Source organism: Vibrio sp. FE10 (assembly GCF_030297155.1).
Classification (GTDB): Bacteria; Pseudomonadota; Gammaproteobacteria; order Enterobacterales; family Vibrionaceae; genus Vibrio; species Vibrio apostichopi.
The window spans coordinates 3455339-3482254 of the sequence record NZ_AP028067.1 but is presented as its reverse complement, the minus strand read 5'-3'; the positions used below and the strand labels follow the sequence as shown (position 1 = coordinate 3482254).

22 protein-coding genes are annotated in these 26916 nt (G+C 45.1%); 19 read left to right on the top strand and 3 right to left on the bottom strand.

Features of this window, described 5'->3' with window-relative positions; all coding sequences use genetic code 11:
• The first annotated feature begins 64 nt into the window (after positions 1 to 64).
• Positions 65 to 958: a DNA-binding transcriptional regulator OxyR gene (gene oxyR, locus QUF19_RS15660; protein ID WP_017108572.1), complete on the top strand. Its 894-nt coding sequence runs from the start codon at positions 65 to 67 to the stop codon at positions 956 to 958.
• Positions 959 to 1070: 112 nt separating this feature from the next.
• On the opposite strand, the gene QUF19_RS15655 is transcribed toward oxyR, so the two are convergent.
• Entirely contained in the window at positions 1071 to 3629 is a 2559-nt protein-coding gene (locus QUF19_RS15655) for a penicillin-binding protein 1A (protein ID WP_286294860.1), read from the bottom strand.
• Positions 3630 to 3780: 151 nt separating this feature from the next.
• On the opposite strand from QUF19_RS15655, the gene pilM reads away from it, so the two are divergent.
• The 18 genes from pilM (at position 3781) to QUF19_RS15565 (ending at position 24973) form a co-directional block, all read left to right on the top strand.
• Positions 3781 to 4806, top strand: coding sequence for a type IV pilus assembly protein PilM (pilM, locus tag QUF19_RS15650; RefSeq protein WP_286294859.1), 1026 nt, complete (start codon positions 3781 to 3783; stop codon positions 4804 to 4806).
• Entirely contained in the window at positions 4790 to 5404 is a 615-nt protein-coding gene (locus QUF19_RS15645; protein ID WP_286294858.1) for a PilN domain-containing protein, read from the top strand. Before pilM ends, QUF19_RS15645 begins: the two co-directional genes overlap by 17 nt.
• A complete protein-coding gene (locus QUF19_RS15640) occupies positions 5397 to 6008 on the top strand; it encodes a type IV pilus inner membrane component PilO (RefSeq protein ID WP_286294857.1) in 612 nt (203 codons plus the stop codon). The genes QUF19_RS15645 and QUF19_RS15640 overlap by 8 nt, the downstream gene beginning before the upstream one ends.
• Positions 5995 to 6513 carry a pilus assembly protein PilP gene (locus QUF19_RS15635; RefSeq protein WP_286298909.1) on the top strand — a complete coding sequence of 173 codons (519 nt, stop codon included), beginning with the start codon at positions 5995 to 5997 and terminating at the stop codon, positions 6511 to 6513. Before QUF19_RS15640 ends, QUF19_RS15635 begins: the two co-directional genes overlap by 14 nt.
• Before the next feature lie 59 nt (positions 6514 to 6572).
• Positions 6573 to 8267, top strand: a complete 1695-nt coding sequence (locus tag QUF19_RS15630; RefSeq protein ID WP_286294856.1) for a type IV pilus secretin PilQ — start codon at positions 6573 to 6575, stop codon at positions 8265 to 8267.
• Between the two features lie 176 nt (positions 8268 to 8443).
• A complete protein-coding gene (aroK, locus tag QUF19_RS15625) occupies positions 8444 to 8962 on the top strand; it encodes a shikimate kinase AroK (protein WP_004729664.1) in 519 nt (172 codons plus the stop codon).
• 24 nt (positions 8963 to 8986) lie between these two features.
• Complete coding sequence (gene aroB / locus QUF19_RS15620; protein ID WP_017104650.1) at positions 8987 to 10075, top strand: 3-dehydroquinate synthase; 1089 nt, start codon at positions 8987 to 8989, stop codon at positions 10073 to 10075.
• A gap of 79 nt (positions 10076 to 10154) precedes the next feature.
• Positions 10155 to 11672: an SPOR domain-containing protein gene (locus QUF19_RS15615; protein ID WP_286294855.1), complete on the top strand. Its 1518-nt coding sequence runs from the start codon at positions 10155 to 10157 to the stop codon at positions 11670 to 11672.
• Between the two features lie 69 nt (positions 11673 to 11741).
• A complete protein-coding gene (locus QUF19_RS15610; protein ID WP_102438491.1) occupies positions 11742 to 12590 on the top strand; it encodes a Dam family site-specific DNA-(adenine-N6)-methyltransferase in 849 nt (282 codons plus the stop codon).
• Between the two features lie 201 nt (positions 12591 to 12791).
• On the top strand, positions 12792 to 13466 hold the full coding sequence (gene rpe, locus QUF19_RS15605; protein WP_029222055.1) for a ribulose-phosphate 3-epimerase: 675 nt from the start codon (positions 12792 to 12794) through the stop codon (positions 13464 to 13466).
• Positions 13467 to 13585: 119 nt separating this feature from the next.
• Positions 13586 to 14272, top strand: coding sequence for a phosphoglycolate phosphatase (locus QUF19_RS15600; protein WP_102438493.1), 687 nt, complete (start codon positions 13586 to 13588; stop codon positions 14270 to 14272).
• Between the two features lie 176 nt (positions 14273 to 14448).
• Complete coding sequence (trpS, locus tag QUF19_RS15595; RefSeq protein WP_017103608.1) at positions 14449 to 15465, top strand: tryptophan--tRNA ligase; 1017 nt, start codon at positions 14449 to 14451, stop codon at positions 15463 to 15465.
• A 405-nt stretch (positions 15466 to 15870) separates the two neighbouring features.
• Complete coding sequence (locus QUF19_RS15590; protein ID WP_286294854.1) at positions 15871 to 18840, top strand: ExeM/NucH family extracellular endonuclease; 2970 nt, start codon at positions 15871 to 15873, stop codon at positions 18838 to 18840.
• Between the two features lie 188 nt (positions 18841 to 19028).
• Positions 19029 to 19607, top strand: a complete 579-nt coding sequence (locus tag QUF19_RS15585; RefSeq protein ID WP_009848915.1) for an aminodeoxychorismate/anthranilate synthase component II — start codon at positions 19029 to 19031, stop codon at positions 19605 to 19607.
• A gap of 465 nt (positions 19608 to 20072) precedes the next feature.
• Entirely contained in the window at positions 20073 to 21284 is a 1212-nt protein-coding gene (locus QUF19_RS15580) for an aspartate aminotransferase family protein (protein ID WP_286294853.1), read from the top strand.
• Between the two features lie 107 nt (positions 21285 to 21391).
• On the top strand, positions 21392 to 22411 hold the full coding sequence (gene astA, locus QUF19_RS15575; RefSeq protein WP_009848917.1) for an arginine N-succinyltransferase: 1020 nt from the start codon (positions 21392 to 21394) through the stop codon (positions 22409 to 22411).
• Positions 22412 to 22450: 39 nt separating this feature from the next.
• A complete protein-coding gene (gene astD, locus QUF19_RS15570; RefSeq protein ID WP_012604932.1) occupies positions 22451 to 23908 on the top strand; it encodes a succinylglutamate-semialdehyde dehydrogenase in 1458 nt (485 codons plus the stop codon).
• Positions 23909 to 24181: 273 nt separating this feature from the next.
• Positions 24182 to 24973: a DUF1338 domain-containing protein gene (locus QUF19_RS15565; RefSeq protein ID WP_286294852.1), complete on the top strand. Its 792-nt coding sequence runs from the start codon at positions 24182 to 24184 to the stop codon at positions 24971 to 24973.
• Between the two features lie 184 nt (positions 24974 to 25157).
• Here the strand turns inward: QUF19_RS15565 and crp are convergent, their stop codons facing one another.
• Entirely contained in the window at positions 25158 to 25790 is a 633-nt protein-coding gene (crp, locus tag QUF19_RS15560; protein WP_004729651.1) for a cAMP-activated global transcriptional regulator CRP, read from the bottom strand.
• 241 nt (positions 25791 to 26031) lie between these two features.
• Positions 26032 to 26901 carry a phosphoribulokinase gene (locus QUF19_RS15555; protein WP_004729650.1) on the bottom strand — a complete coding sequence of 290 codons (870 nt, stop codon included), beginning with the start codon at positions 26899 to 26901 and terminating at the stop codon, positions 26032 to 26034.
• Between the last annotated feature and the right edge of the window lie 15 nt (positions 26902 to 26916).

Sequence of the window (26916 nt, the reverse complement as noted above, 5' to 3'; positions counted from 1 at the left end):
AAATTCTATCAAGAGCGTTTTATTGTAAAATGTCTCGATTAAGACTTTAGATAAGAGACTGATCATGAACATTCGTGACTTTGAATATTTGGTGGCGCTCGCAGAGCATAAGCATTTTAGAAAAGCGGCAGAGGCGTGCTTCGTCAGTCAACCTACTTTGAGTGGGCAGATACGCAAACTCGAAGATGAAATCGGTCTTCAGTTAACCGAGCGTAGTCCAAGAAAGGTAATATTTACAGAATCAGGCTTACAACTTGTTGAGCAAGCCAAACGCATTCTCAACGAGGTGAAGACCTTTAAAGATATGGCGAGTGGACACGGTGAAGCGATGACGGGGCCAATGCACATTGGTTTTATCCCGACCGTTGGCCCATACATTCTGCCTAAAATCATTCCTCACCTAAAAGAGAGCTTCCCCGATCTTGAGCTTTACTTGCATGAAGCGCAGACTCATCAATTGGTGAGCCAGTTGGAAGATGGCAAACTCGATTGCTTGGTATTAGCTGCGGTTGATGAAACGGCTGCGTTCAAAGAAATAGATGTTTATGACGAGCCATTAAGTGTTGCTGTACCGTGTGGTCATGAGTGGGCTCAGCAGGACACTGTCGATATGTTGCAATTAAATGGACAAACTGTACTTGCGCTAGGTGATGGTCACTGCTTACGAGACCAAGCCTTGGGCTTCTGTTTTGCTGCGGGTGCAAAAGATGATGAACGTTTTAAAGCGACCAGCTTAGAAACGCTACGCAATATGGTCGCGGCAGGGGCGGGTATTACTTTATTACCTCAGCTATCGGTACCGAAGGAAAAGCAGAAAGATGGTGTGTGTTATGTGCCTGCAGTGAATCCAACGCCGTCACGTCGCATTGTTGTTGCTTACCGACCGGGTTCTCCGTTAAAAGGGCGCTTTGAGCAATTGGCTGAGGCTATCAGAACTCAATTAGATAAAGCTGTTTAGCCATTTAATTTAAATCGTAGATAGATCAGATTATAGATATAAAAAAGGGTTGATATGAATTCATATCAACCCTTTTTTGTTGGTTCATCTTACTAGGTTCAACAAACCCTAACTAGAACAGCTCTTCTACTGCTTCGCCTGATGACGTTGAGTAGATGTCGTCATTGAAACGTTCAGTGATGTACTCGGTTGGCTCAGTGCCTTTCTCGAAGTACTCGAACATTGATGAGCTATCGAACTTGTTGGTCAGTAAGCCAGTTTCACGGTCGATACGAACTCGGACGATGTTTTCCGGCAGTTCTTTACGCTGTGCAGGGACACCGGCCAACGCCGTTCCCATAAAATCAACCCATGCAGGCTCTGCTGTTTTCGCGCCAGCTTCTGCTCCTGTAATCTGGTTTTTACCAAGGTTCGAGTTCGCTTTGGTTCTGCCTAGGTTACGGTTGTGGTTATCAAAACCAACCCATACCGTTGCAACCATGCCAGGGCCGTAGCCGCTGTACCAAGTATCTTTCGAATCATTGGTTGTACCGGTTTTGCCGCCAATGTCACGACGCTTCAACGGTTGAGCACGCCAGCCTGTACCGTTCCAACCTGTACCTTGGCTCCAGTCACCGCCACCCCAAATGTTGCTGTACATCATTTCACGAACAAGGAATGCGTTCTGCGCAGAGATAACCTGAGGCGCGTATTGCACTTTAGCGTCAACATCATGTTCAGCAAACTCGTCTGCCATTGGGTCTGTGGTGATTTGCTCTTGGCAATCATCTTTACACACCACTTTTGGCGTTGCTTCAAATTCTGTCTCACCAAATGGTGTCTCAATGTGGCTGATGTAGAAAGGTTCAACGTAGTAACCGCCATTAGCGAATACTGAGTAACCTTGCGCTACTTTCATTGGCGTTAAGCTACCTGCACCCAGAGCAATAGTTTCAGAGCGAGGTACTTCGTCAATATCAAAGCCAAAGCGTGTTAGGTAGTTACGTGTGTCATCTAAGCCCACTTCACGCAATACGCGCACGGCCATTACGTTTTTAGATTGCGCTAAGCCAATGCGCAAACGAGTTGGACCCACGTAAGTCGGTGGTGAGTTCTTTGGTCGCCATGCTGTACCTTGGCTCTTATCCCATTGGTTGATAGGCGCATCGTTGATCAGTGATGCCAACGTTAGGCCTTTATCAATCGCCGCTGAGTAGATAAATGGTTTGATACCAGAACCAACCTGACGAATAGATTGCGTCGCACGGTTGAATTTGTTGTGAACAAAGTTAAAGCCACCCACCATCGACAGTACTGCGCCGTTGTTCGGGTTCATTGCAACAAAAGCGGTGTTCGCATTTGGTACTTGGCTTAGTCGCCATACAACAGGTGTTTCAGTTTCCGTCGTTGCTTCTTCTGTTGGTTCTTCAGAGACTTCGTCACCTGTTACCGCTTCATGGCGAACCCAGATCTGTTCTCCGACTGCCAGAATCTCTTTTGCTTGAGATGGGGCAGGGCCTTGGCGATTATCCGTTAGGAATTTACGCGCCCAGTTCATGCCTTGCCATTCGATAGAGCCTTCGCCTTGGTTCTTAACCCAGATCTGTGCACTTTTCGAATCAACGTCCGTCACAACGGCAGGGACAAGGTCACCGTAGGTTGGTTGAGACTTAAGGTGCTTAACGATTTGTTCATGATCCCAAGCTGATTGCTCGGTTTGCCACAATACTTTTTCAGCACCACGGTAGCCGTGACGTTCATCGTAGCCAAGTAGGTTTTTAATCGCGGCTTGGTTAGCGGCTTTTTGCAGTTTTGAATCAACGGTCGTGTAGACCTTCATGCCTGACGTATAAGCAGCTTCGCCGTAACGTTCCACCATCCAAGCACGTGCCACTTCAGCAACATACGGTGCGCTGAGTTCAATTTCAGCACCGTGGTATTTGGACATAAGTACTTCATTGCGCGCTTCATCGTACTCTTCTTGAGTGATGTATTGCTCGTCTAACATACGACGTAATACCACGTTACGACGGTTTGTCGCGCGCTCAAGAGAGTAGATAGGGTTCATGGTTGATGGTGCTTTTGGCATACCAGCAAGCGTAGCGATTTCACTCAGGGTCAGTTCCGGTAGGTCTTTACCAAAGTAAACGCGTGCAGCAGCGCCAAAGCCATATGAACGGTGGCCTAGGAAGATTTTGTTTACGTACAGCTCCATGATCTCTTCTTTGCTAAGCAATTGCTCAATGTGGATCGCAATGAAGATCTCTTTGATCTTACGCATGATCTTTTTCTCATTAGATAAGAAGAAGTTACGCGCTAGTTGCTGAGTAATAGTACTCGCACCTTGTTTTGCAGATCCTGACATCGCAACCACGATCGCAGCACGAGTAATACCAATTGGGTCAATACCCGGGTGCTCGTAGAAACGACTGTCTTCGGTAGCAATTAATGCTTCAACCAGGTGGCGAGGTATCTCGTCATAAGTCACTGGGTTGCGACGCTTTTCACCAAATTGAGAGATCAATTTTCCGTCTTGACTGAAGACTTGCATCGGGGTTTGGAGTTCTACGTCACGCAAAGTGGCAACATCAGGCAACTCGGGTTTTACGTAATAATAAAACCCGAAAATTGTACTGACTCCAAGAATCATGCAAATCAATGTAAATATGAATAATCGCTTTATGAACTTCACCGGATAATCCCTGATTAGTTAAGGCTGATAAGCAGCAAACCCTTGTACTCTAGGTTAAAAACTTAGCTTTCGTTTATTAACGCTTATTTAACTAATAATCACAACCCCTAGATAATCAACGAAATGCTTGGCACTTCAGGAGCTAGGTCACATGGGTTCATCATTAATTACAGGTATAGATATAAATCATCACAGCATCAAAGCTGTGGTCCTAAAACCCGTTGGGGAGTTGTATGCCTTAGTGGGATACAAAGAGCTGCCGATTTCGGACGACATTTTTACAGCTAACCATACTCTGGAGTATCAGAAAACTGTTAAGAAACTCAAAGAACTTAGGAAAGGACTGCCTTTTGGCTGCCGCAACGTCGCCATTTCGGTACCTGATAACACGGTGATCAGCAAAGTACTGCAAATAGAGAGTGAATTAGAAGACAGAGAAAAAGAGTTTTCGATCTATCAAACCTTTGCTCACCAATCTCCCTTTCCTATTGAGGAGCTGAGTTTAGATTTTGTAAAGCTGGAAGACAAACGATTTGGTAAAGGATCGACAAGCAGTTATCAGGTGTACGCCACTCGCAAAGAGGTGGTGGAGAGTCGGGCGGATGCTTTAAATAAAGCCGGCTTTAAACCTGTCGTCGTCGACACTCAAGCGCACGGCCTGCTCAATATTTGGCAGCTAGCTTCTCGACTGTACCCAGAAAAAAAGAATTGGCTATTGGTCGATATCGGAATCGACCAAACCTCGCTCGGGATTATCCCGCAGGATTCGGCACCCTTCTATAAAGACATCGCCTTTGGTACTCAAGATCTTCGCGCTGCTGATAACCCAAGTGATATAGAGGGCGTGTTCGGCACGGCTGAAGATACACATCGGTTTATTGTTAATTTGATCGAAAAGCTCAAGCGTCAGTTACAACTTTATTCTTCGGTGAATGCACTTCAGCCGATATCCGGGATCTGGTTGATGGGCGAAGGAGCCAGCACGCCAATGCTGACGGAAGAGTTACAAAGACATTTTCAGTTAAGTTGTGAATCGCTGAATCCTTTGTCGTTGTTTGAAAATAAGGTCGCGAAGAAACGTCGTTTACCCATGGACTGGCAACACTTTGGCATTGCGGCTGGTATGGCGATGAGTGGACTCAAGTGGCAGGGAGAAAAGCATGTTGCATCAAATTAACCTGCTGCCTTGGCGTGATGAAATTCGAGCTCAGCATAAGAAGCGTTTTATCCATCTCATAGTGCTCGGAGGAATCCTTGCGCTTGCAGGACAATGGGCCGTTGGCACTTATTTTCATGACCAACAAGACAAGCAGCAAGCTCGCCTTACTTACCTAAAGCAATACATTGCCCAGCTCGACCGTCAAATCCAATCACTGAAAGTCGCGGAGCAAGAACATAAAGCGATCCTGACTCGACTCGACGTCGTGGAATCCTTACAGCTTGGTCGTAACAAGACCACCGACTTTATGAACCTAATGCCGGAGCTGATTCCTGAGGGCGTCTATGTCGACAAGATAAAGATGAATGGTCAGGAGATTGAAATGTCGGGCATCAGCGACAGCACCGCTCGCCTTGCGACTATGTTGGATAACTTGGAGCGATCTGAGTCACTTGAAAGTGTCGAGATGCATTCTATTGTTCATAACCGCAAGCGCTTCAATAAGGAGTTCCAGACCTTCAAGGTCTCTTTTGTGTTTAGTCCTGTTTCTTTAGACAACACAACCGCAGAGAGCACAACCGCGAAGATAAAAGACAAGGGGGCGAACCATGGCTAGTTTTCAAAATATGGTCAGTTTGCAAGACCTCGATGTTGATGAGATTACTGAATGGCCGTTACTGCCTCAATTAGCAGTGGTTCTGTTGCTGATGATATTGATTCAAGGCGTTGGCGTTTGGCTCTATATCATGCCAATGGGTGATGAACTGCAACAATTGAAGCAGCAAGAGCAGACCTTGAAAGCCACTTTAAGGATTAAAGCCAATAAGGTCGCCGCTCTACCGAAACTTCAGAGTCAGTTGGATGAGCTAACCAGTCGCTACGATTACCTGTTAGAGCAGCTGCCCGTTCAAAAAGAGCTCGCCAGTATGTTGGCTTCTGTTAATGAGCTTGGTTTGGATAATGCGCTGACCTTTACTCGAATTGATTGGGGACAAAAGCAGAACAAAGAATTTCTTTATCGCTTACCGCTCAATATCGAGCTAACCGGTGATTACCACGAGATTGGCGACTTCTCTGCAGCCATAGCAAAGTTGCCGCGCATTATTAGCTTCGATGATGTGAATTGGCAGCGAGTCAGTCAAGAAAGCAGCACGTTGCACTTTCGAGTTCGCGCTTATACCTACCAGTTTAAACCGGAGGTAGATGATGAAATCCAATAGAGCGTTGTATTCAACCTTGTTATTACTCGCGCTGACGGGCTGTAAAGCCAATCAAGATTCGTTAGAAGACTTTGTGATGCAAGTTGAAGCCAAAGCAAAAAAAGAGGTTGAGCAACTTGTCCCTGCAACGGAATTTACAGCCGCTAACTATCAGCGAAGAGCATTTCGCCCTCCCTTTGAACTTCCCAAAGAAGCCATTGTGCAAAACCAACCTCTGGTTAAGAAAGACTGTTGGCAACCGAGCGCACGCTCTCGCAATGGCAAGCTAGAGAAGTACCCGCTGAGTAAGCTGCGTTTAAGAGGCGTGATGGGCAGTGGCTCAAGTGTGTTTGGTTTAGTGCAAACACCAAGGGGCAACGTGGTGAATGTGAAGAAGGGCCAGTTTATCGGCCTCAACAATGGCCGAGTGACTAAGGTGACGAGCCAGTACGTTCAGATTAATGAAACTCTTCCAGATGGCTTAGGTTGTTGGCATAAGCGCAACGTTAGGCTGGCTCTGAAGTAAACCAATGCCACACGATGTGGATATGAGATGTAACTATGATTAAAGGAATAAGCGAGATAATGAACAAAGGGCTACAGGGTGCACTGCTGTCTATGATGTTGTTTTTTAGCGTGATGAATTACGCAGAGACATCCCCCAATAATTTGGACAACATCGATTTCAGGGTCAACAAGAACAAAGATGCGGTCATCATTATTGAATTGGCAACCAGCACTGCGGTGGTCGATGTTCAAAGAGTTCAAGAAGGGCTGAGCATTGAACTGCTCAATACTAAGGTTGATGACGACAAGCTCTATCTGTTGGATGTAAAAGACTTTGCCACCTTAGTTGAAGGGGTTGAGGTCTTCAGAGAAACGCCGAGTACCCGACTGTTAGCCACGATCACCGATGATTACCAATACGAGTACAACCTAAAAGGTCGCTTTATCGAAGTCATCGTGAGTAAACCGCTGGTTAAAGAGAGCGCCGCTGAGAAGAGTGTGTTGGAGAAAGAGGGCAAACTCATCTCAATTAACTTCCAAGACATTCCTGTTCGTAATGTTCTTCAGCTTATTGCCGATTATAACGATTTCAACCTCGTGGTGTCTGACTCGGTTTCAGGGAACCTCACTTTGCGGTTAGATGGCGTACCTTGGCAGCAAGTTCTCGACATTATCTTGCAAGTTAAAGGCTTGGATAAGCGCGTTGATGGCAATGTCATCTTGGTTGCGCCAAAAGCTGAACTTGACCTTCGAGAGCAGCAAGCCTTAGAAAAATCTCGTTTGGAAGAAGAGTTGGGCGAGCTTAAATCGGAAATCATCAAGATTAACTTTGCTAAAGCGACCGACATCGCCGATATGATTGGTGGGGAAGGGGCGGTGAGTATGCTGTCTGACCGCGGCTCGATTACCATTGATGAGAGAACTAACTCACTGCTCATTCGTGAATTGGAAGAAAACATTGCGGTGATACGAGGCATCATTGAATCGCTAGATATTCCCGTGAAGCAAGTACAGATAGAGGCGCGTATTGTCACTGTGACCGAGGGTAACCTTGATGAGTTAGGGGTGCGCTGGGGTGTTTCTTCGACCAACGGAAGCTTCAAAGTTGGCGGCTCAATAGAAGGTAACCATCCATCACAAATTGCGCCGTATGACGATAATGGTGGGGATAGTGCGATTGACGATTACCTCAACGTTAATCTAGGGGCGACATCGCCTAATGCATCAAGCATTGCGTTTCAGGTGGCTAAGCTGGGTTCAGATACCTTGCTTGATCTTGAATTGTCGGCACTGCAACAAGAATCAAAAGCTGAGATTATTTCTAGCCCACGCTTAATCACCACCAATAAAAAGCCCGCTTACATTGAGCAAGGTACTGAAATCCCTTACTTAGAATCCTCTTCCAGTGGTGCAACTTCGGTCGCATTTAAAAAAGCGGTCTTGAGTCTTAAGGTCACACCGCAGATAACCCCTGATAATCGTCTGGTATTAGATTTGAGTGTCACTCAGGACAGACCGGGGCAGGTTGTGAAAACAGGAACCGGTGAGGCTGTGGCAATCGATACTCAAAGGATTGGGACGCAAGTGCTTGTTAATAATGGTGAAACGGTTGTTCTTGGTGGGATATTTCAACACAGTGTTAGCAGCACAGTCGACAAAGTTCCTCTGCTAGGAGACCTGCCAGTTTTGGGGGCATTGTTCCGTCGCAGCTATGAAAATGTGGGTAAAAGTGAACTACTTATTTTTGTTACACCTAAAGTTGTGATTCAGTAATGAACAATTAGATTAAAAATAAAGTTGCATTAGTGGCACCTAACCTTGATAATTTCGGGTCTTATCACGAATTATCTGTGAGGAATCGGTGCCACGGGCCTTTTAATTTCAGTACTTGTACTGACCTACCTTGTGGCGATGTCATTGAATTAACGTTGTAAATTACTGCTAAAAACATGGCTGAGAAACGCAATATTTTTCTTGTTGGCCCAATGGGCGCCGGCAAAAGTACAATTGGTAGACACCTAGCTTCCCAACTTCATATGGAGTTTTTAGACTCTGACACTGTGATCGAAGAGCGCACTGGCGCAGACATCGCATGGGTTTTTGATGTTGAGGGCGAAGATGGTTTCCGTAAGCGCGAAGAATCTGTAATCAACGATCTGACAGAAGAACAAGGTATTGTTCTTGCGACAGGTGGTGGTTCAGTACTGAGCAAAGAAAACCGTAACCGTCTATCTGCACGAGGCATTGTTGTATACCTAGAGACAACAATTGAAAAGCAACTTGCTCGCACTAACCGCGACAAGAAACGCCCTCTACTTCAAACAGACAACCCGCGTGATGTGCTAGAAGATCTAGCTGTATCTCGCAACGCACTATACGACGAAGTGGCGGACTACACAGTTCGTACTGACGACCAAAGTGCAAAAGTGGTAGCCAACCAGATCGTAAAAATGCTAGAAGAACGTTAAGTTCATTTTTCGGAGAGCAAACCCATGGAACGGATTACGGTCAATCTAGCTGAGCGTAGCTACCCTATCTCTATTGGCGCCGGGTTATTTGAAGACCCGGCGTACCTTTCTTTTTTATCAGGCAAACAGAAAGTTGTTGTTATCAGTAATGTGACAGTAGCGCCTCTTTATGCCGATAAAATTTTATCGCTATTGGATCAAGTAGGCTGTCAAACTTCTCTTTTAGAGTTGCCAGACGGTGAGCAGTACAAAACACTTGAAACGTTCAATTCAGTGATGAGCTACATGCTTGAAGGAAATTACAGCCGCGATGTGGTGGTGATTGCTTTAGGTGGTGGTGTTATCGGTGATTTGGTCGGTTTTGCTGCCTCTTGTTACCAACGCGGTATTGATTTCATTCAGATCCCGACGACACTTCTTTCTCAAGTGGATTCTTCTGTAGGTGGTAAAACCGCAGTGAACCATCCCCTTGGCAAGAATATGATCGGCGCTTTCTATCAACCAAAATCTGTCATCATCGATACAAACTGTTTATCAACGCTTCCTGAGCGTGAGTTTGCAGCGGGTATTGCTGAGGTCATCAAATACGGCATCATCTATGATGAAACCTTCTTTGATTGGTTGGAACTGAATCTAGAGAAACTTTATCAACTTGATGAACAAGCACTGATCACCGCAATTGCTCGTTGTTGTGCAATTAAGGCTGAAGTGGTTGCTATCGATGAAAAAGAGTCAGGAATCAGAGCGTTATTGAACCTAGGTCATACATTTGGTCATGCGATTGAAGCAGAACTAGGCTATGGTAATTGGCTACATGGCGAAGCTGTGTCTTCAGGTACTGTAATGGCAGCCAAAACGGCTCAATTACAGGGACTGATCTCTCAGCAGCAGCTTGAGCGAATTATTTCTATACTCAAGAATGCGAAACTGCCAATTCATACGCCAGAAAGCATGTCTTTTGAAGACTTTATGAAGCACATGATGCGCGATAAAAAAGTGCTGTCTGGTCAGTTACGTTTGGTATTGCCAACAAGTATTGGTACTGCTGAAGTGGTCGCTGATGTGCCTCAAGACATCATTAAACAAGCGATTGATTTCTGCCGTACTCTTTAAATTTGGTTGTGATGTTGCCTAGCTAACCCCTAGGCAACTGAAGCGTTTTACTGATCGATCTTATCAGTAGGGATCCCCAATGAGTTTGGCTCATGAATTAAGAGTATTAGAGTTAGAATCTCAAGTTGAGCTATTAGAACGCTTACAGCTTTTGACTAACTTTGGCTCAAACCTTGTCACAGTAGCGGGTAAAACTGGCTCTGGCCGTTCATGGTTAGCTCAGCGTTATCTTGAAGCGTGGTCGACAGAAAAGAATCAGTGTTTACTGCTTTGTCACCCAAGCCAAGATGATCAGCAACACCGAGCTCTTATTCTTAGTCAGCTCGTTTCTGATCCACTCTTTAATCAACATGACTCCTTATCAGATAGCCTTGCACGGTTACTGGATGGAGATTCGTGTCATGTGGTTATCGTTATCGATGATGCCCACCGACTCTCAGAGCTCTTGGTATCCGAACTATGGATGCTGGTACTTGAGGCTCAATCTAATCCTCAATGGACGATCAATATCGTTCTCTTCTCGGAACCTGGCCATTTAGACCCGCTGTTAACACGTCTGAGTTACGGTCAACAACACAAGCCTATCGATCTAGAAATCGATAACCTATCCCAACCCGAAGCTGAACATTTCTTTGAATCACTGGTGATTCGATATGTTGATGATGAGTCTGAAGCTCGCGTGCGACGTGCGTTTAATAAAGCGCAACCTTTGCCCGGTGAGTTAATGGCCTTAGGAGAATTGAAAGTGGAAAAAAGGATTATTATTCGCTCAATCATTGGTTCACCTATCAATATCGCGATTGTGGTGGCGTTGTTGTTGGTTGTTATCGGCGGCGGTTACTGGTGGATGTTCAGTCAGCCAACCCCTGATGATAAAGCGCAATCTCTCATTGCACCGATAGAACAGACTGCTATCCCGACGGTTGAAGTGGAAAGTGGCACAGAGCAAACAGGAATCGACGGTTCAGTTGATTCTGAAGCTGATACTGACATGAGTTACCAAGGTGCTGACGATGACAGTTCATCTTTACCACCTGTTGTGGTGGAAGGTACAGCCAGTGTTGGCGAGGTGAAACAAGAGCAGCAGCGAGTGGTGATTACCTCTGATGTGGTTGATGCGTTGCTGGATGATAAGCCGAAAAGTGCCGATACCAGTGCGATTGATGCTGCCATTGAAGAAAACACCGGTGCAGAGGTTAGCTCACAACCTGATGCTGCGAAAAACGAGTCACAAGCTTCGGTTGATGAAGATACTGACCTAACGGAATCAACACCGCCGACCAAAAAGATCACCTTCTCATTTGCTCGCGAAGAGTTACAAGCTATCTCGCCACGTGCGTATACCTTACAGTTGAGCGCGATGACGTCATTAGAAGATGTTCAGTCTTTTATTGAAGAATATGAAGTCGAAGACAAGGTTCGTATTTACCCAACACTTCGTAACGACACCAAGTGGTTTATCATCACTTATCAAGATTACCCGACGATTCAAGTGGCGCGAGACGCGGTAAGTGCATTATCAAAACCACTTCAACAGTTGGAACCTTGGGCAAAATCGATGAATCAAGTGCATCGAGAGATAGAACGTGCGAAATAACCCTGAGCTTAGCCTCAAAATATGTTACATTCCGCAGCCTTATTTTTGAGTTGATAGATAGAGCAGTAAATGAAAAAGCAGCGTGCCTTTCTAAAATGGGCTGGTGGTAAATATGGCCTAGTTGAAGACATCCAACGTCACCTGCCACCTGCTCGAAAATTGGTAGAACCTTTTGTCGGTGCCGGCTCAGTATTTCTGAATACTGATTTTGAACAGTACCTGCTTGCGGATATCAATCCCGATCTTATCAACTTGTACAACCTTCTTAAAACTGACCCTGAAACCTACATCTCTGAAGCGAAGCGCTGGTTCTGTCCTGAGAATAATCGCAAAGAAGTCTTTTTAGATATTAGAGCTGAGTTCAATGGTACCGACAATGTCATGTATCGTTCGCTTGCTTTCTTGTATATGAACCGATTCGGCTTCAATGGCCTGTGTCGATACAACAAGAAAGGTGGTTTTAACGTTCCGTTTGGTTCTTACAAAAAACCTTACTTCCCAGAAGCTGAGCTTGAGTTTTTCTCTGAGAAAGCGAAAAAAGCGACGTTTGTTTGTGAAGGCTACAGTGAGACCTTTAGCCGCGCCCGTAAAGGCTGTGTGGTTTATTGTGATCCTCCGTATGCGCCCTTGTCTAGCACCGCTAACTTTACCTCTTATGCGGGTAATGGCTTCAGCTTAGATGATCAAGCGGCCTTGGCTGATGTTGCAGAACGAGCGGCAATGGAACGAGGCATCCCTGTCTTGATCTCAAACCATGACACCACCTTAACGCGCCGTTTATACCATGGTGCGGAACTGAACGTGGTCAAGGTGAAGCGCACCATTAGCCGTAATGGCGCAGGGCGCAATAAAGTCGATGAGTTACTGGCACTTTTTCATAAAGAGAAAAACCAGCAACACGCTTCAGAAGAATTGTAGCGGCCTACATAACCCTCGAACTCATTAAATTGAGTGACCAGCGGGTACTTTCATAAACTAATCTTTCGAACTGCTAGGATCTGCTTAGGTGCTTAGGTAGAATTGCACACCAAATAGTCTTGGAATTGAGTCTTGTATTTGTATATGAGATGCCACCAAGGCGGTGATATTCGCAATTTACTCACTCTTAAGAGGTTTGGTATGAAAGATTTTCTAATTGCTCCATCGATTTTGTCTGCAGATTTTGCTCGTCTTGGTGAAGACGTAGAGAAAGTACTCGCAGCCGGTGCTGATGTTGTGCACTTCGATGTGATGGACAACCACTACGTACCTAACCTGACTTTTGGCGCACCTATTTGTAAAGCGCTGCGCGACTACGGTATTACAGCTCCTATCGATGTTCACCTAATGGTTAAGCCTGTAGATAGCATCGTGCCAGAGTTTGCTAAAGCCGGCGCATCAATGATTACTTTCCATGTTGAAGCCTCTGAGCACGTTGATCGTACTCTACAGCTAATCAAAGAACACGGCTGTAAAGCGGGTGTAGTACTTAACCCAGCAACGCCACTTTCTTGCCTTGATTACATCCTAGACAAAGTCGACATGATTCTACTGATGTCAGTGAACCCAGGTTTTGGCGGTCAATCTTTCATTCCTCACACACTTGATAAGTTGCGCGCTGTTCGTAAACTTATTGACGAATCTGGCCGTGATATCCGCCTTGAGATTGATGGTGGTGTGAAGGTTGATAACATCCGTGAAATCGCAGAAGCGGGCGCAGATATGTTCGTTGCAGGTTCCGCTATCTTCAATCAACCGGACTACAAAGAAGTGATTGATGAGATGCGTGCAGAGCTTGCAAAAGTTAACGCATAAAAGTAGAACTAAGGTCTGTTGACCTAAAATCAAAAAATTTAGATTAAGGGGCTCATTGGCCCCTTTTTTACGTCTTATAGCTCAGCTCATAAGACGACAATTATAAATAGGAAAGTAAGATGTCATTAAGCTCAATAAAACTGATCGCCTTTGATTTGGATGGAACCTTGTTAGATAGCGTGCCTGATTTGGCTGTCGCCGCTGACCAAGCTTGTCAGGAACTGGGTTTTTCTTCAGTAAGCGAAGAACAGGTTCGCGACTATGTGGGTAATGGTGCTGACGTTCTTATCGGACGCTCACTGAGCCGCAATCTTACGGTAGATCCAAGCCTAGAGCCTGAGCTGCTAAAGAAAGCGCGTATCCTGTTTGATGATTTCTACGAGCAGGGCGGCCATAAGCTAAGCCACCTTTATCCATCAGTTAAAGAGACGCTAGCAGAGCTAGACAAAGCAGGTTTCACTATGGCGCTTGTGACCAACAAACCATCGAAATTTGTACCAGACGTTCTGGCGCAGCATGGTATCGATAAGTACTTTGTTGATGTGTTGGGCGGCGACTCTTTCCCAGAGAAAAAACCGAACCCAGTGGCGCTGAATTGGTTGCTAGAAAAGCACAATGTGAAGGCTGACGAGATGCTGATGGTTGGCGATTCAAGTAACGACATCAAAGCCGCTAAGAATGCAGGCTGTCACTCGTTTGGTCTGACTTACGGCTACAATCATGGCGAACCGATTTCAGTATCAAACCCTGACTATGTCGCAGACAACATTGCGCAATTACTAGATGTCGTTCTAGTTTCAGCATAAAGCGGACAAAAGTTAGCGAACCTACTAGCAAAATACTTGTCAATGAGTACACTGGATGAGCCGCACAGAAGAGCTGTGCGGCTTTTCTATTTTAAAGTTAAGAAGCTAAGTTTTTCAGATACTACGTTAAGAAACTAAGTTAACGAGCTTAGCGAACAAGCAAAGGAATTAAAACCATGAGCAAGCCCATCGTATTGAGTGGTGTTCAACCATCTGGTGAACTAAGTATCGGTAACTACTTGGGTGCTCTACGTCAATGGCAACAGATGCAAGATGATTACGATTGCCAATACTGTGTTGTAGACCTTCACGCAATTACGGTTCGCCAAGACCCGAAAGCACTGCATGAAGCGACTCTAGACGCATTAGCAATCTGTCTTGCTGTCGGTGTTGATCCAAAGAAGAGCACGCTATTTGTTCAGTCACACGTACCAGAGCATGCTCAACTTGGTTGGCTTCTTAACTGTTACACACAAATGGGTGAACTGAGCCGTATGACTCAGTTTAAAGATAAGTCTGCACGTCACTCAAATGACGTAAACGTAGGCCTATACGATTACCCAGTGTTGATGGCTGCAGACATCCTGCTTTACGGTGCTCACCAAGTGCCAGTAGGTAGCGACCAGAAACAACACCTAGAGCTAGCGCGTGATATCGCAAATCGCTTTAACAACATCTACGGCCCTGAAACACCAATCTTCCAAGTGCCTGAACCTTACATTCCAACAGTGAATGCACGTGTAATGAGCCTGCAAGATGCGACTAAGAAAATGTCTAAGTCGGATGATAACCGTAAGAACGTAATTACTCTGCTAGAAGAGCCTAAGTCGATCATCAAGAAGATCAACAAAGCGCAAACGGATGCAGAAACGCCACCACGTATTGCTCACGATTGGGAAAACAAAGCGGGTATCTCTAACCTAATGGGTCTGTACTCTGCGGCGACGGGTAAAACGTTTGAAGAGATTGAAGCGCAATACCAAGGCGTTGAAATGTACGGTCCATTCAAGAAAGATGTAGGCGCAGCGTTGGTTGAGATGCTTGAGCCGATTCAATCTGAATACCACCGTATTCGTGCTGATCGTGCTTACATGGATGCAGTAATGAAAGCGGGTGCTGAAAAAGCATCTGAGCGTGCTGCAGTGACTCTGAAAAAAGCATACGAAGCGGTAGGTTTTGTTACTCGCCCGTAACTCTTAGTTAAGGTGATAATCCGATTTTAAGAGCTCCACCATTGGTGGGGCTTTTTTTATGTCCATTGTCGAGGAGATACCTTTGGAGTGTTGCTTGTGGCGTACACATCATTTGTGCAGAGCTTAAAAGGTTGAGTATCTATTCTATTGACCAATTTACATAACATAACTAGAAACATATAGCTGAGCAATAACTCTAATTAATGGGTTTGATTTAGTTAATTGATATATTTGTTACAAAAATTGTTTAAATGAGCTGCTCTGGCATAATTTTTAATATTCACATGTGATTGGTTTCACGGCTTTTGTTGGCCTTTCTTATTTGTTTCATAAATAAACCTGATAGTAAGCACAAATGGTGAGCTCTGTGCTCAGTTTGTATTCAAATAAATATTAGGTACGACAATGGACACGTTAATTAAACCCTCTTTACTTGCACTGACGATTGCTAGCACGCTCAGTGCTAATGTAAATGCTGAAATTATATTTACCCAGTATGTTGAAGGAAGTTCATATAATAAAGCGGTAGAAATCGCGAATACTGGTGATGCAGCAGTAACCTTGACAGGTTATGAATTGGCTAAATCTTCGAATGGCGATGGCAATTGGGGCAGTAAAATAGACCTAAGCTCAGTGACTTTGCAGGCGAACCAAGTGTATGTTGTTGCCCATGGTGACTCGAGCGATGCGATTACAACTATTGCCGATTTTACAGATAAGAGCGTTGCAAATTTCAATGGTGATGACCCATTAGCATTGCTTAAAGATGGCGAAGTTCACGACATTCTTGGTGTTATGGGGGATGTTGATTTTGGTAAAGATACAACTTTAGTTCGCAATAGTGATGCCTTAACACCCTCTGCAATTTACCAAGCTGCACAATGGACTGCTTTCGCGAAAGATAATATTGATGGTCTTGGAAATTTAAACACCGTTGAACCACCTGTTCCGTTTGTTTGTGAAGTCGACGGACAACAACCTACTTTCACTACCATTCAAGATATTCAGGGTGAAGAAGGCTCCTCTCCACTCATTGATGGTTATCCATACATTACAGAAGAAGACCACTTTGTAACTGGTGTTGTCAGTGCCGTAACCACTGGTTTAACCAAAGGTTTTTATTTGCAGGCTATTGAGAACGATAATAATGATAAGACTTCCGAAGGATTATTTATTCATACCGATGCCGCAGATACAAACTTAAGACCAGGCGATGTTGTGTGTGTTAAAGGTAAAGTCCAAGAGTATTATAGTAGTACCCAGCTTTCCTCTGATGCAAATAGTTACACTAAGATGGGATCATCTGAAATTCCTCTTGTTACAAAACTTACTATTAAAGAAGGGGAAACACTACGTGATGCACTGGAGCGCCACGAAGGAATGCAAGTTGAATTGAGTTCAGCAAGTGATTTATTTGTCACACGTAACTTTTCTTACGATTATGACTCAAAGCGCAACAATATGATGTTGTCATATCAAGCACCTTTACTTAAGCCTACTCAGCTGCACGCGGCGGAAAGTGAAGCTGCCATTGAGCTAGCAAAAGACAACGCTGATAACCGTGTGTTCCTAGAATCCGATGGTAAAGCGGCTAGCGGTCAAATCCCTTACTACCCTGAATTTGGCCAAGATGCAGATCAAGATGGCTCTTCTGAACAACATATTCGCCTTGGCTCTCGTGTTGAGGGTTTGCATGGTGTGGTTAGCTATAGCTACAACGAATACCGTTTAATCGCAACAAATGAGGTAAATAACACCAATTTCGTTACGTCAGGTGAAAACTTCGATGTGACTCGAAAAGCAGCACCTGCTATTGCTGAGTCTGATCTACGTGTAGCAAGTTTTAATGTTCTAAACTATTTTACTTCTGTTGCTGACAGTGGTCATGATAATCCAACTGGACAAAATCGAGGAGCGACTAATCTTGATGAATTTTTGGTTCAACAAGCGAAAATCGTTGCAGCGATGAGCAAAATGGATGCAGATATCATAGGGTTGATGGAAATCGAGAATAACGGTTTTGGTGACGATAGCGCATTGAATAACTTGGCTAATGCATTGAATTCTGAGATTGATGATGTTGATGAGCATTACTCTTATGTTGAGATTTCTGAACAAGACAAATATCAAGACGATTACTTTGGTAGCGACGCTATCATGGTTGCTATCTTGTACCGTGCGAAAGCCGTGACACCTAAGCAAGCCGCTAAAGTGATTGTAACTCCTGAGCAGCATATTGAGGAGAATACTATCACTCGTAATGAAGGTGCTGAGAGTAACCCTTCATATGACAAATATCAGCGCCATAGTTTGTTGCAAACCTTCATCGTGCAAGAAACGGGCGAAGATCTCTCGATTGTAGTTAACCACTTTAAGTCGAAAGGTTCTGAATGTATCGAAGAGTGGATTGCAGGTGTTGACGATTCAGAGCCAACGGATCTTCAAGGGAATTGTAATAACTTCCGGGTTTCTGCTGCTCATGTTGTTGGTGAAGCGTTAAAAGACATTAAAGGTGATATGTTAGTAATGGGAGATCTGAATGCTTACGGCATGGAAGATCCTTTGTTAACTTTAACTGATTACTCAAAAGATACATACGATCGTGATATTTACACCGCTGCTTACACAACGCTAGATGGTGGCGAGCTTCAAGTTGATAAAACGCAAATCCAACAAGGTTACGGTTACCACAATTTGAATACGGTATTGCACGGAGCTGATACCTTTTCATACACTTACTCTGGCGAGTTAGGTAACTTGGATCATGCATTAGCGAGCAGTAGTTTGGCTCAGAAAGTAGTTGCTATTGAAGATTGGCACATTAATTCACTAGAAAGTAACTTGTTTGAATACAGCAGTAAGTACACCGGTGATATGCCTAAGTACAAAGACGCGTTTTCAGCGTCGGACCATGATCCTGTGATCATTGCTATAGACTTCCCTGACACTGATCTTGATTTACCTAGCTCAGGCGAGAAATTCGCAGTTGAAGTTCGTTTACCACCAAATGCTGCCGTGAATGATATTGTAACGGTTAGCTTAACTCTGACAGGCTCAATTAAAGCAACATCATCTAATTCAGAAGCTCAAGGTTATTCTGCAAGTGCGACTTTGGGGCAAGCCGATATTGATGCTCGAAGTGTTAACGTTGAATTTGACGAAGAAATAGATCAAGGTCAGTACCTACTGAAAGAAAAATTAACTGACTCTACTGGTGAAACGGTTAAGTTCAGCTCTGAGCGTGAAGTGACTGTTGAGACGTCTGATACAACTCCGACAGATCCTACAAAACCGGACGATACTGATGGTGGTTCATTTGGCTTCGGTGCACTGATGTCATTGTTTGGCTTAGCAATGTGGCGTCGTCGCAAGTAGCGACATCGTTAACCATGCAAGCCAGCTGATTCAGGTAACTGAAAGTTATCTGTAAACAATTAAGGTCAACTTAGGTTGGCCTTAATTATTGGCGAAATGCAGTTTCCACTTGCCTTTCGCCATGGGTATTGCACAATACCGCCCCTATATCCCCCAATCATTTAGTATTTAGCAAACGATTTCGACCCATGTTACTTATCATCGATAACTACGACTCTTTTACCTATAACTTGTATCAGTATTTCTGTGAGTTAGGGGTCACTGTGAAAGTTGTGCGCAACGATGAGATTGATATTGCGGGTATCGAAGCGCTGAATCCTAGCCATCTTGTTATCTCGCCAGGCCCTTGTACGCCTGATGATGCGGGAATCTCTCTGCAAGTCATTGAACACTTCGTGGGTAAGTTGCCTATCTTAGGTGTGTGTCTTGGCCATCAAGCTATTGCCCAAGTGTTTGGTGGTGAAGTGGTGCGAGCCAGACAAGTGATGCACGGTAAAACCTCTCCAATCCGCCATAATGGCAAGAGCGTTTTTCAAGGGCTCAATAACCCTCTAACCGTGACACGTTACCACTCTCTAGTGGTGAAAAATGGCACGCTACCTGACTGCTTTGAACTGACGTCTTGGACGGAATTCGAAGATGGCAGCATGGATGAGATCATGGGTTATCAACACAAAACCTTGCCGATTGATGCGGTGCAATTTCACCCTGAGTCGATTAAAACAGAGCAAGGACACCAGCTTCTCGCTAACTTCCTAGCACGCTGAGTGTTTAAATTTGACTCTTTCTCCGTCTAAATAAGCCAGTTAAACCTGTTAGCCCATTCGTTAAGCGTTTAAATTCGGGCGCTACGCGTCTCTTACTCCTCTGACGCCGATCACTTTTTATAACATTTCTCTCTCTTCAGGCTAAGTTTTTAGCCTATGCAAAATTATTCGCCTTATTTCGTCTCGAACCCTATATACCGCAATGCCAGTAAGGCTTTGCTATTACTGGTTATGCGTTTAGGTAAAAAAAGCTTCATAAAACAGATTAATTGATGCATAAATAGTCATAGGTAGTGACGTTTAGCTGGCTGTTAGGGATGGCTAAAGAATAATCTACTATTGAAAACGTTAATTAAATGTAAATATAATGCTGCAGCGGGATTATGGCGAGAGAAAATATCTTTGTCTCACTTATGAACCAGTACGCTTATTTGCGAAGCTTGCGGTATCGAGAAGGAATGTACGATGACAGTGGAAAAAAAAGTAGAACGTAGTCTGTTTAACGAGGTGATGGTGCCTTGTTATAACCCAATGGAAATGATCCCAGTAAAAGGGGAAGGCGCACGCGTTTGGGACCAACAAGGCCGAGAGTATATCGACTTTGCTGGTGGTATCGCTGTGAGCTGTTTGGGTCACTGTCACCCAGCAATGGTTAACGCAGTTACTGAGCAAGCAAACAAGATTTGGCATTTAAGTAATGTAATGACCAATGAACCTGCATTGCGTCTAGCGAAGAAGCTAACAGACGTATGTTTTGCAGAAAAAGTATTCTTTGCCAACTCTGGTGCAGAAGCGAACGAAGCCGCATTGAAGCTAGCTCGTCGTTGGGCAGCAGATGTTCACGGTCCTGAAAAATCTGAAATCATTGCATTCAAACAAGGTTTCCACGGTCGTACTTTCTTTACCGTAACGGTCGGTGGTCAAGAAGCTTACTCTGATGGCTTCGGTCCTAAACCGGGCGATGTAACTCACTTGCCTTACAACGATATTGCAGCGTTAGAAGCACACATCTCAGATCGCACATGTGCAATCATGATGGAACCTCTGCAAGGCGAGGGCGGTATCATCTCTCCAACATCTGAGTTCGTGAACACGGTTCGTGAACTGTGTGACAAACACAATGCGCTGCTTATCTTTGATGAAGTGCAAACAGGTAATGGCCGTACGGGTAACTTTTACGCTTACCAAGGTCTAGGTGTGACACCTGACATCCTAAGCACAGCGAAATCACTAGGTGGTGGTTTCCCTATCGGCGCAATGCTAACAACGTCTGAACTTGCGACACATCTAAAAGTGGGTACGCACGGTTCTACTTACGGTGGTAACCCACTGGCGTGTGCCGTTGCTGAAGCCGTTGTTGACGTAGTAAGCCAACCTGAAACGTTGGCTGGCGTGAAAGAACGCGAAGCACTATTCCGTGATGGTTTAGCTAAGATTAACGATAAATACCAAATATTCAGTGAAGTTCGCGGTAAAGGCCTATTGCTAGGCGCTGCGCTTAATGAAGCATGGCAAGGTCGTGCTCGTGATGTATTAGTAGCGGCAGGCGAACAAGGCTTGATGGTACTGGTTGCCGGTGCAAACGTGGTTCGTTTCACACCATCACTGGTTATCACTACACAAGAAATTGAAGACGGTTTATCAAAACTAGACAAAGCAATCGCTACGCTAGTTTAGCCTGAGCGGCGTCATAGGAATGATCGCCATTAGAGCGATCCCATGACGTACTGCTAAAGGCCCAAGCTTCTGGTTTTGGGCCTGTTTTGCATCTGGAGGGAATATTGATGCTAGTTGTTCGCCCAATAAAATTATCTGATTACGATGCGCTGCATACCTGCGCGGTTGAATCTGGTCACGGATTCACATCTCTTCCGGTTAACGAAGAACTGTTAACCAACCGAATCACTCATTCTGAATACAGCTTTGCTAAACAAGACGTGACTGAACCCGGTGATGAAGGCTACCTAATGGTTGGCTTCGACACTGAAACGGGAGAAGTCGCAGGTACGACAGGCATCGAAGCCTCAATTGGCTGGGATGTTCCGTTTTACTCTTACCACATCAGCAAAGTGGTTCACTCATCGCAAAAGCTTGGCGTGAATAACGTCGTGAAGCTACTGACTTTCGGCAATAACTACACAGGATGCAGTGAGATCTGCACACTGTTCTTGCGCCCAGCTTTCCGTGGTGGATTGAATGGTCGTTTGATGTCGAAGTGTCGCTTCCTGATCATGTCTGAGCACCCAGAACGTTTCTCTAAAACGATTTTTGCTGAGATGCGTGGCGTATCCGATGCGGAAGGTAACTCACCTTTCTGGCAATGGCTGCAAGAGCACTTCTTCTCAATTGATTTCACGCTTGCAGATTACCTAACTGGTATTGGTAAGAAAGGCTTTATTGCTGACCTAATGCCGAAGCTGCCTATCTACGTGAACCTACTGAGCAAAGAAGCTCAGGCGGTGATTGGAGAGGTACATGATAATACACGTCCTGCACTTAAGTTGCTGGAACGTGAAGGTTTCACTAACCGTGGTTATGTCGACATCTTTGATGCAGGCCCGACGGTTGAGTGTGATTTAAGAAACATTGAATCCGTGCGTCATGCGATTCGAGCACAGGTTCAAATTGCAGAGCACTCCAGCTCTAAAGACTTCCTAATTGGTAATACCTCGTTTGAGAACTTCCGTGCAGTAGCCGCGAAAGGCGCGTATGACCAAGCAAGCGACACAGTGATTTTATCATCTGAAGTAGCAAGCGCTCTTGAAGTAAAAGAAGGCGAATTCGTTCGAATGTTGGCTCAATAAGAGCGGCGATTATCTGTCGAAGATTTTAAGGATAGAAGTATGACTCAGTGGATAGCAGGACAGTGGGTGGCAGGTCAAGGCGACGCCATGACATCAGTAAGCCCATACAACAATGAAGTGGTGTGGCAAGGCGATAGTGCAACACCAGCGCAGGTTGAATCTGCAGTAGCAGCGGCTCGTGATGCGTTCTTAGTTTGGAAAAAACTGAGCTTTGCAGAGCGTGAAGCGATCGTGTTGAACTTTGCTGAGAAGGTAAAAGAGAACAGCGAAGAGATTGCACAGATTATTGCAAAAGAGACGGGTAAACCGATTTGGGAAACTCGCACTGAAGCGGGTGCAATGGCGGGCAAAATCGCTATCTCTATCCGTGCTTACCACGAACGTACGGGTGAAGCTTCGCGTGAAGCCGCAGGCAACCAAATCGTACTGCGTCATCGTCCATTAGGCGTAATGGCGGTATTTGGCCCTTACAACTTCCCAGGTCACTTACCTAACGGTCATATTGTTCCAGCACTGCTATCGGGTAATACCGTGGTATTTAAGCCGTCAGAGCAGACACCTTGGACAGGTGAGTTTGCGATGAAGCTATGGCAAGAAGCGGGTCTTCCTGCTGGCGTGATTAACCTAGTGCAAGGCGCCAAAGAGACAGGTATCGCACTGGCTGATGCTAAAGGCCTTGATGGCGTGCTATTCACAGGTAGTGCGAATACTGGTCATATCCTTCACCGTCAATTCGCGGGTCAACCGGGTAAGATGCTGGCACTAGAGATGGGCGGTAATAACCCAATGGTGATCAGTGACCAATTTGGTGATGCTGACGCGACGGTTTATACAATTATCCAATCGGCTTTCATCAGTGCGGGTCAACGTTGTACATGTGCACGTCGCTTGTATGTTCCTGTTGGAGAGAAGGGCGATCAACTGCTTGATAAGCTCGTTGCGGCTACTTTGAAGATTCGTGTCGATCAGCCATTCGCTGAGCCAGCACCTTTCATGGGGCCACAGATCTCTGAAGCGGCAGCTAAGTTTATTCTGGACGCACAAGCTAATCTGCAATCGCTAGGTGGTGTAAGCCTAGTTGAAGCAAAAGCGGGTGAAGCGGCGTTTGTTTCTCCGGGTATTATCGATGCAACCAACATTGCTGAGTTGCCAGATGAAGAGTACTTCGGCCCATTGCTGCAAGTGGTTCGTTACCAATCGTTAGAGCAAGCGGTTGAACTGGCAAATGACACACGCTTTGGTTTGTCTGCAGGCCTAGTTTCAACCGACGATTCAGAGTGGGAATACTTCGTTGACCATATCCGTGCGGGTATTGTTAACCGTAACCGCCAACTAACAGGCGCAAGTGGTGATGCACCATTTGGTGGCCCGGGTGCTTCAGGCAACCTACGCCCAAGTGCTTACTACGCGGCTGACTACTGTGCTTACCCAATGGCGTCAATGGAAGGCGGTGAAACTCAACTGCCAGCGACATTTAGCCCAGGTATTGAGCTGTAGTTTTGGCTCTTAAGCTATAAGTTCATGAATCAAAAGTTTATAAATCATAAGCTTATGAGCTTTAGGCTCATGACTAACAGCTTCATTGGTTAATTGTGTAATAAGGAAGCGATGTTATCGCTTCCTCTTTTCACCCACGTCCGACACCTCGATTGGGCGATAGATAATAATAGAACAAGTATGTCACAGGCTGATGGCTGCTGACTCTATGTCCAGCCTCTCCCTTTCTAATCCAAATTACTAGCTTGCTAGAACCTCTGACAAGGAGTCACCATGACGCCCGATCTACTCTTTAAATCACTATGGGACGATTACATCCACAGGCTTTGTCCATCGGCTGAGAAAGTACATCACTTGCTGAAAGAAGACGAAGCTCTGATTAATGATCATATTGCACTGCGTACTTTCAATGTTGCACCGTTAGGTATTGAAACATTGGCCAAGCCTTTCCTTGAGCTGGGTTACAAGGCGTGTGGCGATTACTTGTTTGAGAGTAAGAAGCTAGTAGCTAAGCACTACGAGCACCCAGATCCAAATCAGCCGAAAGTGTTCATTAGTGAGTTGAAGGTAGAGGAGTGTTCAAGTGACTTACAACAGATCGTTGCTAAGTTGGTTGAGCAAGTCGATGCAAGCAAGCTTCAAGGTCATGAGTTCTTGTTTGGTGGTCGTCTTTGGGATCTGAGTTTCGCGGATTTCCAAGTGCTGGCAAAAGAGAGTGAATACGCTTCTTGGCTCGCAGCTCATGGTTACGGTGCAAACCACTTCACGGTGAGCGTGAATCAACTCGACGCTTTTGATGAAGTGCAGGCAGTGAATGATTACCTGAGCGAATCAGGCTTCACTATCAATGCATCTGGTGGTGAGGTTAAAGGCTCTCCAGAGGTCTTATTAGAGCAATCATCAACAATGGCAGACAAAGTCCCAGTTTCATTTGTTGAAGGCAATGAGATGATTCCTGGTGGCTTCTATGAGTTCGCTAAGCGTTATGCGATGGCCAATGGTGAGCTTTATACAGGATTCGTTGCAGCATCAGCGGATAAGATCTTCGAAAGCACCAACGGTTAAAGAAAGATACGAGCACGGGCTTTGCCCTAGAGATGTGGGTACGCTTCGCTTCGAGAGTGTTTGCGTTTGGAAGTTGTAAGTGTTCCATTCGCATCTCGCATCTGTTCTCAAGATCTTTAGAAAACAAAAAAGCCACCAAATTCGCATTTGGTGGCTTTCAAATTTTTGGCTCAGTTAATCGAGATTAACGAGTGCCGTATACCACGATAGTCTTACCGTGTGCAGAAATTAGGTTCTGCTCTTCAAGCATCTTCAAGATACGACCTACTGTCTCACGAGAACAACCAACGATCTGGCCAATCTCTTGACGAGTGATCTTGATTTGCATGCCGTCAGGGTGAGTCATTGCATCTGGCTGTTTCGCTAGGTTAAGTAGCGTTTGAGCGATACGACCTGTTACGTCAAGGAACGCTAAGTCACCAACTTTTTGGCTAGTTACTTGTAGACGGTTCGCCATTTGTGCTGAAAGGCGCATCAGGATATCTGGGTTCACTTGGATAAGTTGACGGAATTTCTTGAAAGAAATTTCAGCTACTTCACAAGGAGATTTAGCACGAACCCACGCAGTACGCTCTTGGTCTTCTTCGAAAAGTCCAAGTTCACCGATGAAGTCGCCTTGGTTTAGGTAAGAAAGAATCATTTCCTTACCTTCTTCGTCTTTGATAAGAACAGCCACAGAACCTTTAACGATGTAGTACAAGGTTTCTGCCTTTTCACCAGCATGAATCAAAGTACTTTTTGAAGGGTACTTATGAATATGACAGTGTGAAAGGAACCACTCTAATGTTGGATCGGTTTGAGGTTTACCTAGAACCATAATATCTCACTTCCTCTGCAGGGTATGCTTGCCGCTTTCCGTATTTTAGCTAAGCCTGAATTGACTCAGTTAGGATAAGAGCACTCGTTGAGTGCTGCAAGCTATCTTGTGTTTCGTTTAAGAATAGTATCCTTTTTCAGGTACTATTTCTTGATTTTAATCGTGACCAAGCTACGATTTTTTACGCAAAATTGTGCACATGATCACGGTATGAAAAGTAATCAACCAGAATGTCGTTTTGTTAACCTATTTTTCCGGTTTCGATTAGTTGTTGTAGGATTGGCCTTACAATGAGCTCCATAGCAAAACTCATTTTGCCTCCTGGCACCACAAGCGTGTTATGACGTGACATAAATGAGCCATCAATCATTGCCAAAAGGTAAGGGAAGTCGACGTTTTTGATGCCACGCAAACGTATAACAACGAAGCTTTCGTCTAAACTTGGAATCCCTTTGGCGTTCAGTGGATTCGATGTATCTACGGTTGGGACACGTTGAAAGTTGATATGAGTGCGCGAAAACTGCGGGGTAATGTAGTTAAGGTAATCATCCATTGAGCGAACAATAGAGTCCATCACCGCTTCGCGAGAGTGCCCACGATCGCGTGTGTCACGAACGAATTTCTGGATCCACTCTAGGTTTACGATAGGTACCATGCCGATAAGCAGGTCGACGTGTTGTGAGACGTTAATATCGCCATCGACTACGCCACCGTGAAGGCCTTCGTAGAACATCACATCCGAATTTTCTGGGATCTCTTGCCATGGCGTAAATGTGCCGGGCATTTGGTTGTAAGGAACGGCTTCATCGAAGGTATGTAGATAGCTGCGGACTTTGCCCGTGCCTTCATTACCGTATTGACGGAAGAACTCTTCTAATGCGCCAAAATCGTTAGCTTGTGGACCAAAGTAGCTGATGTGCTTACCTTGCTCACGCGCCTTACGGATCTCGACATCCATCTCTGGTCGAGTGAAGCGATGGAAACTATCCCCTTCAACCCAAGCTGCCTTCACGTCCATCATATTGAACATTTTACGGAAGGCTTCTGAGGTAGTGGTGGTGCCGGCTCCAGATGAACCCGTCACCGCAATAATTGGATGTTTAGCGGACATGACAACCCTTGTCTT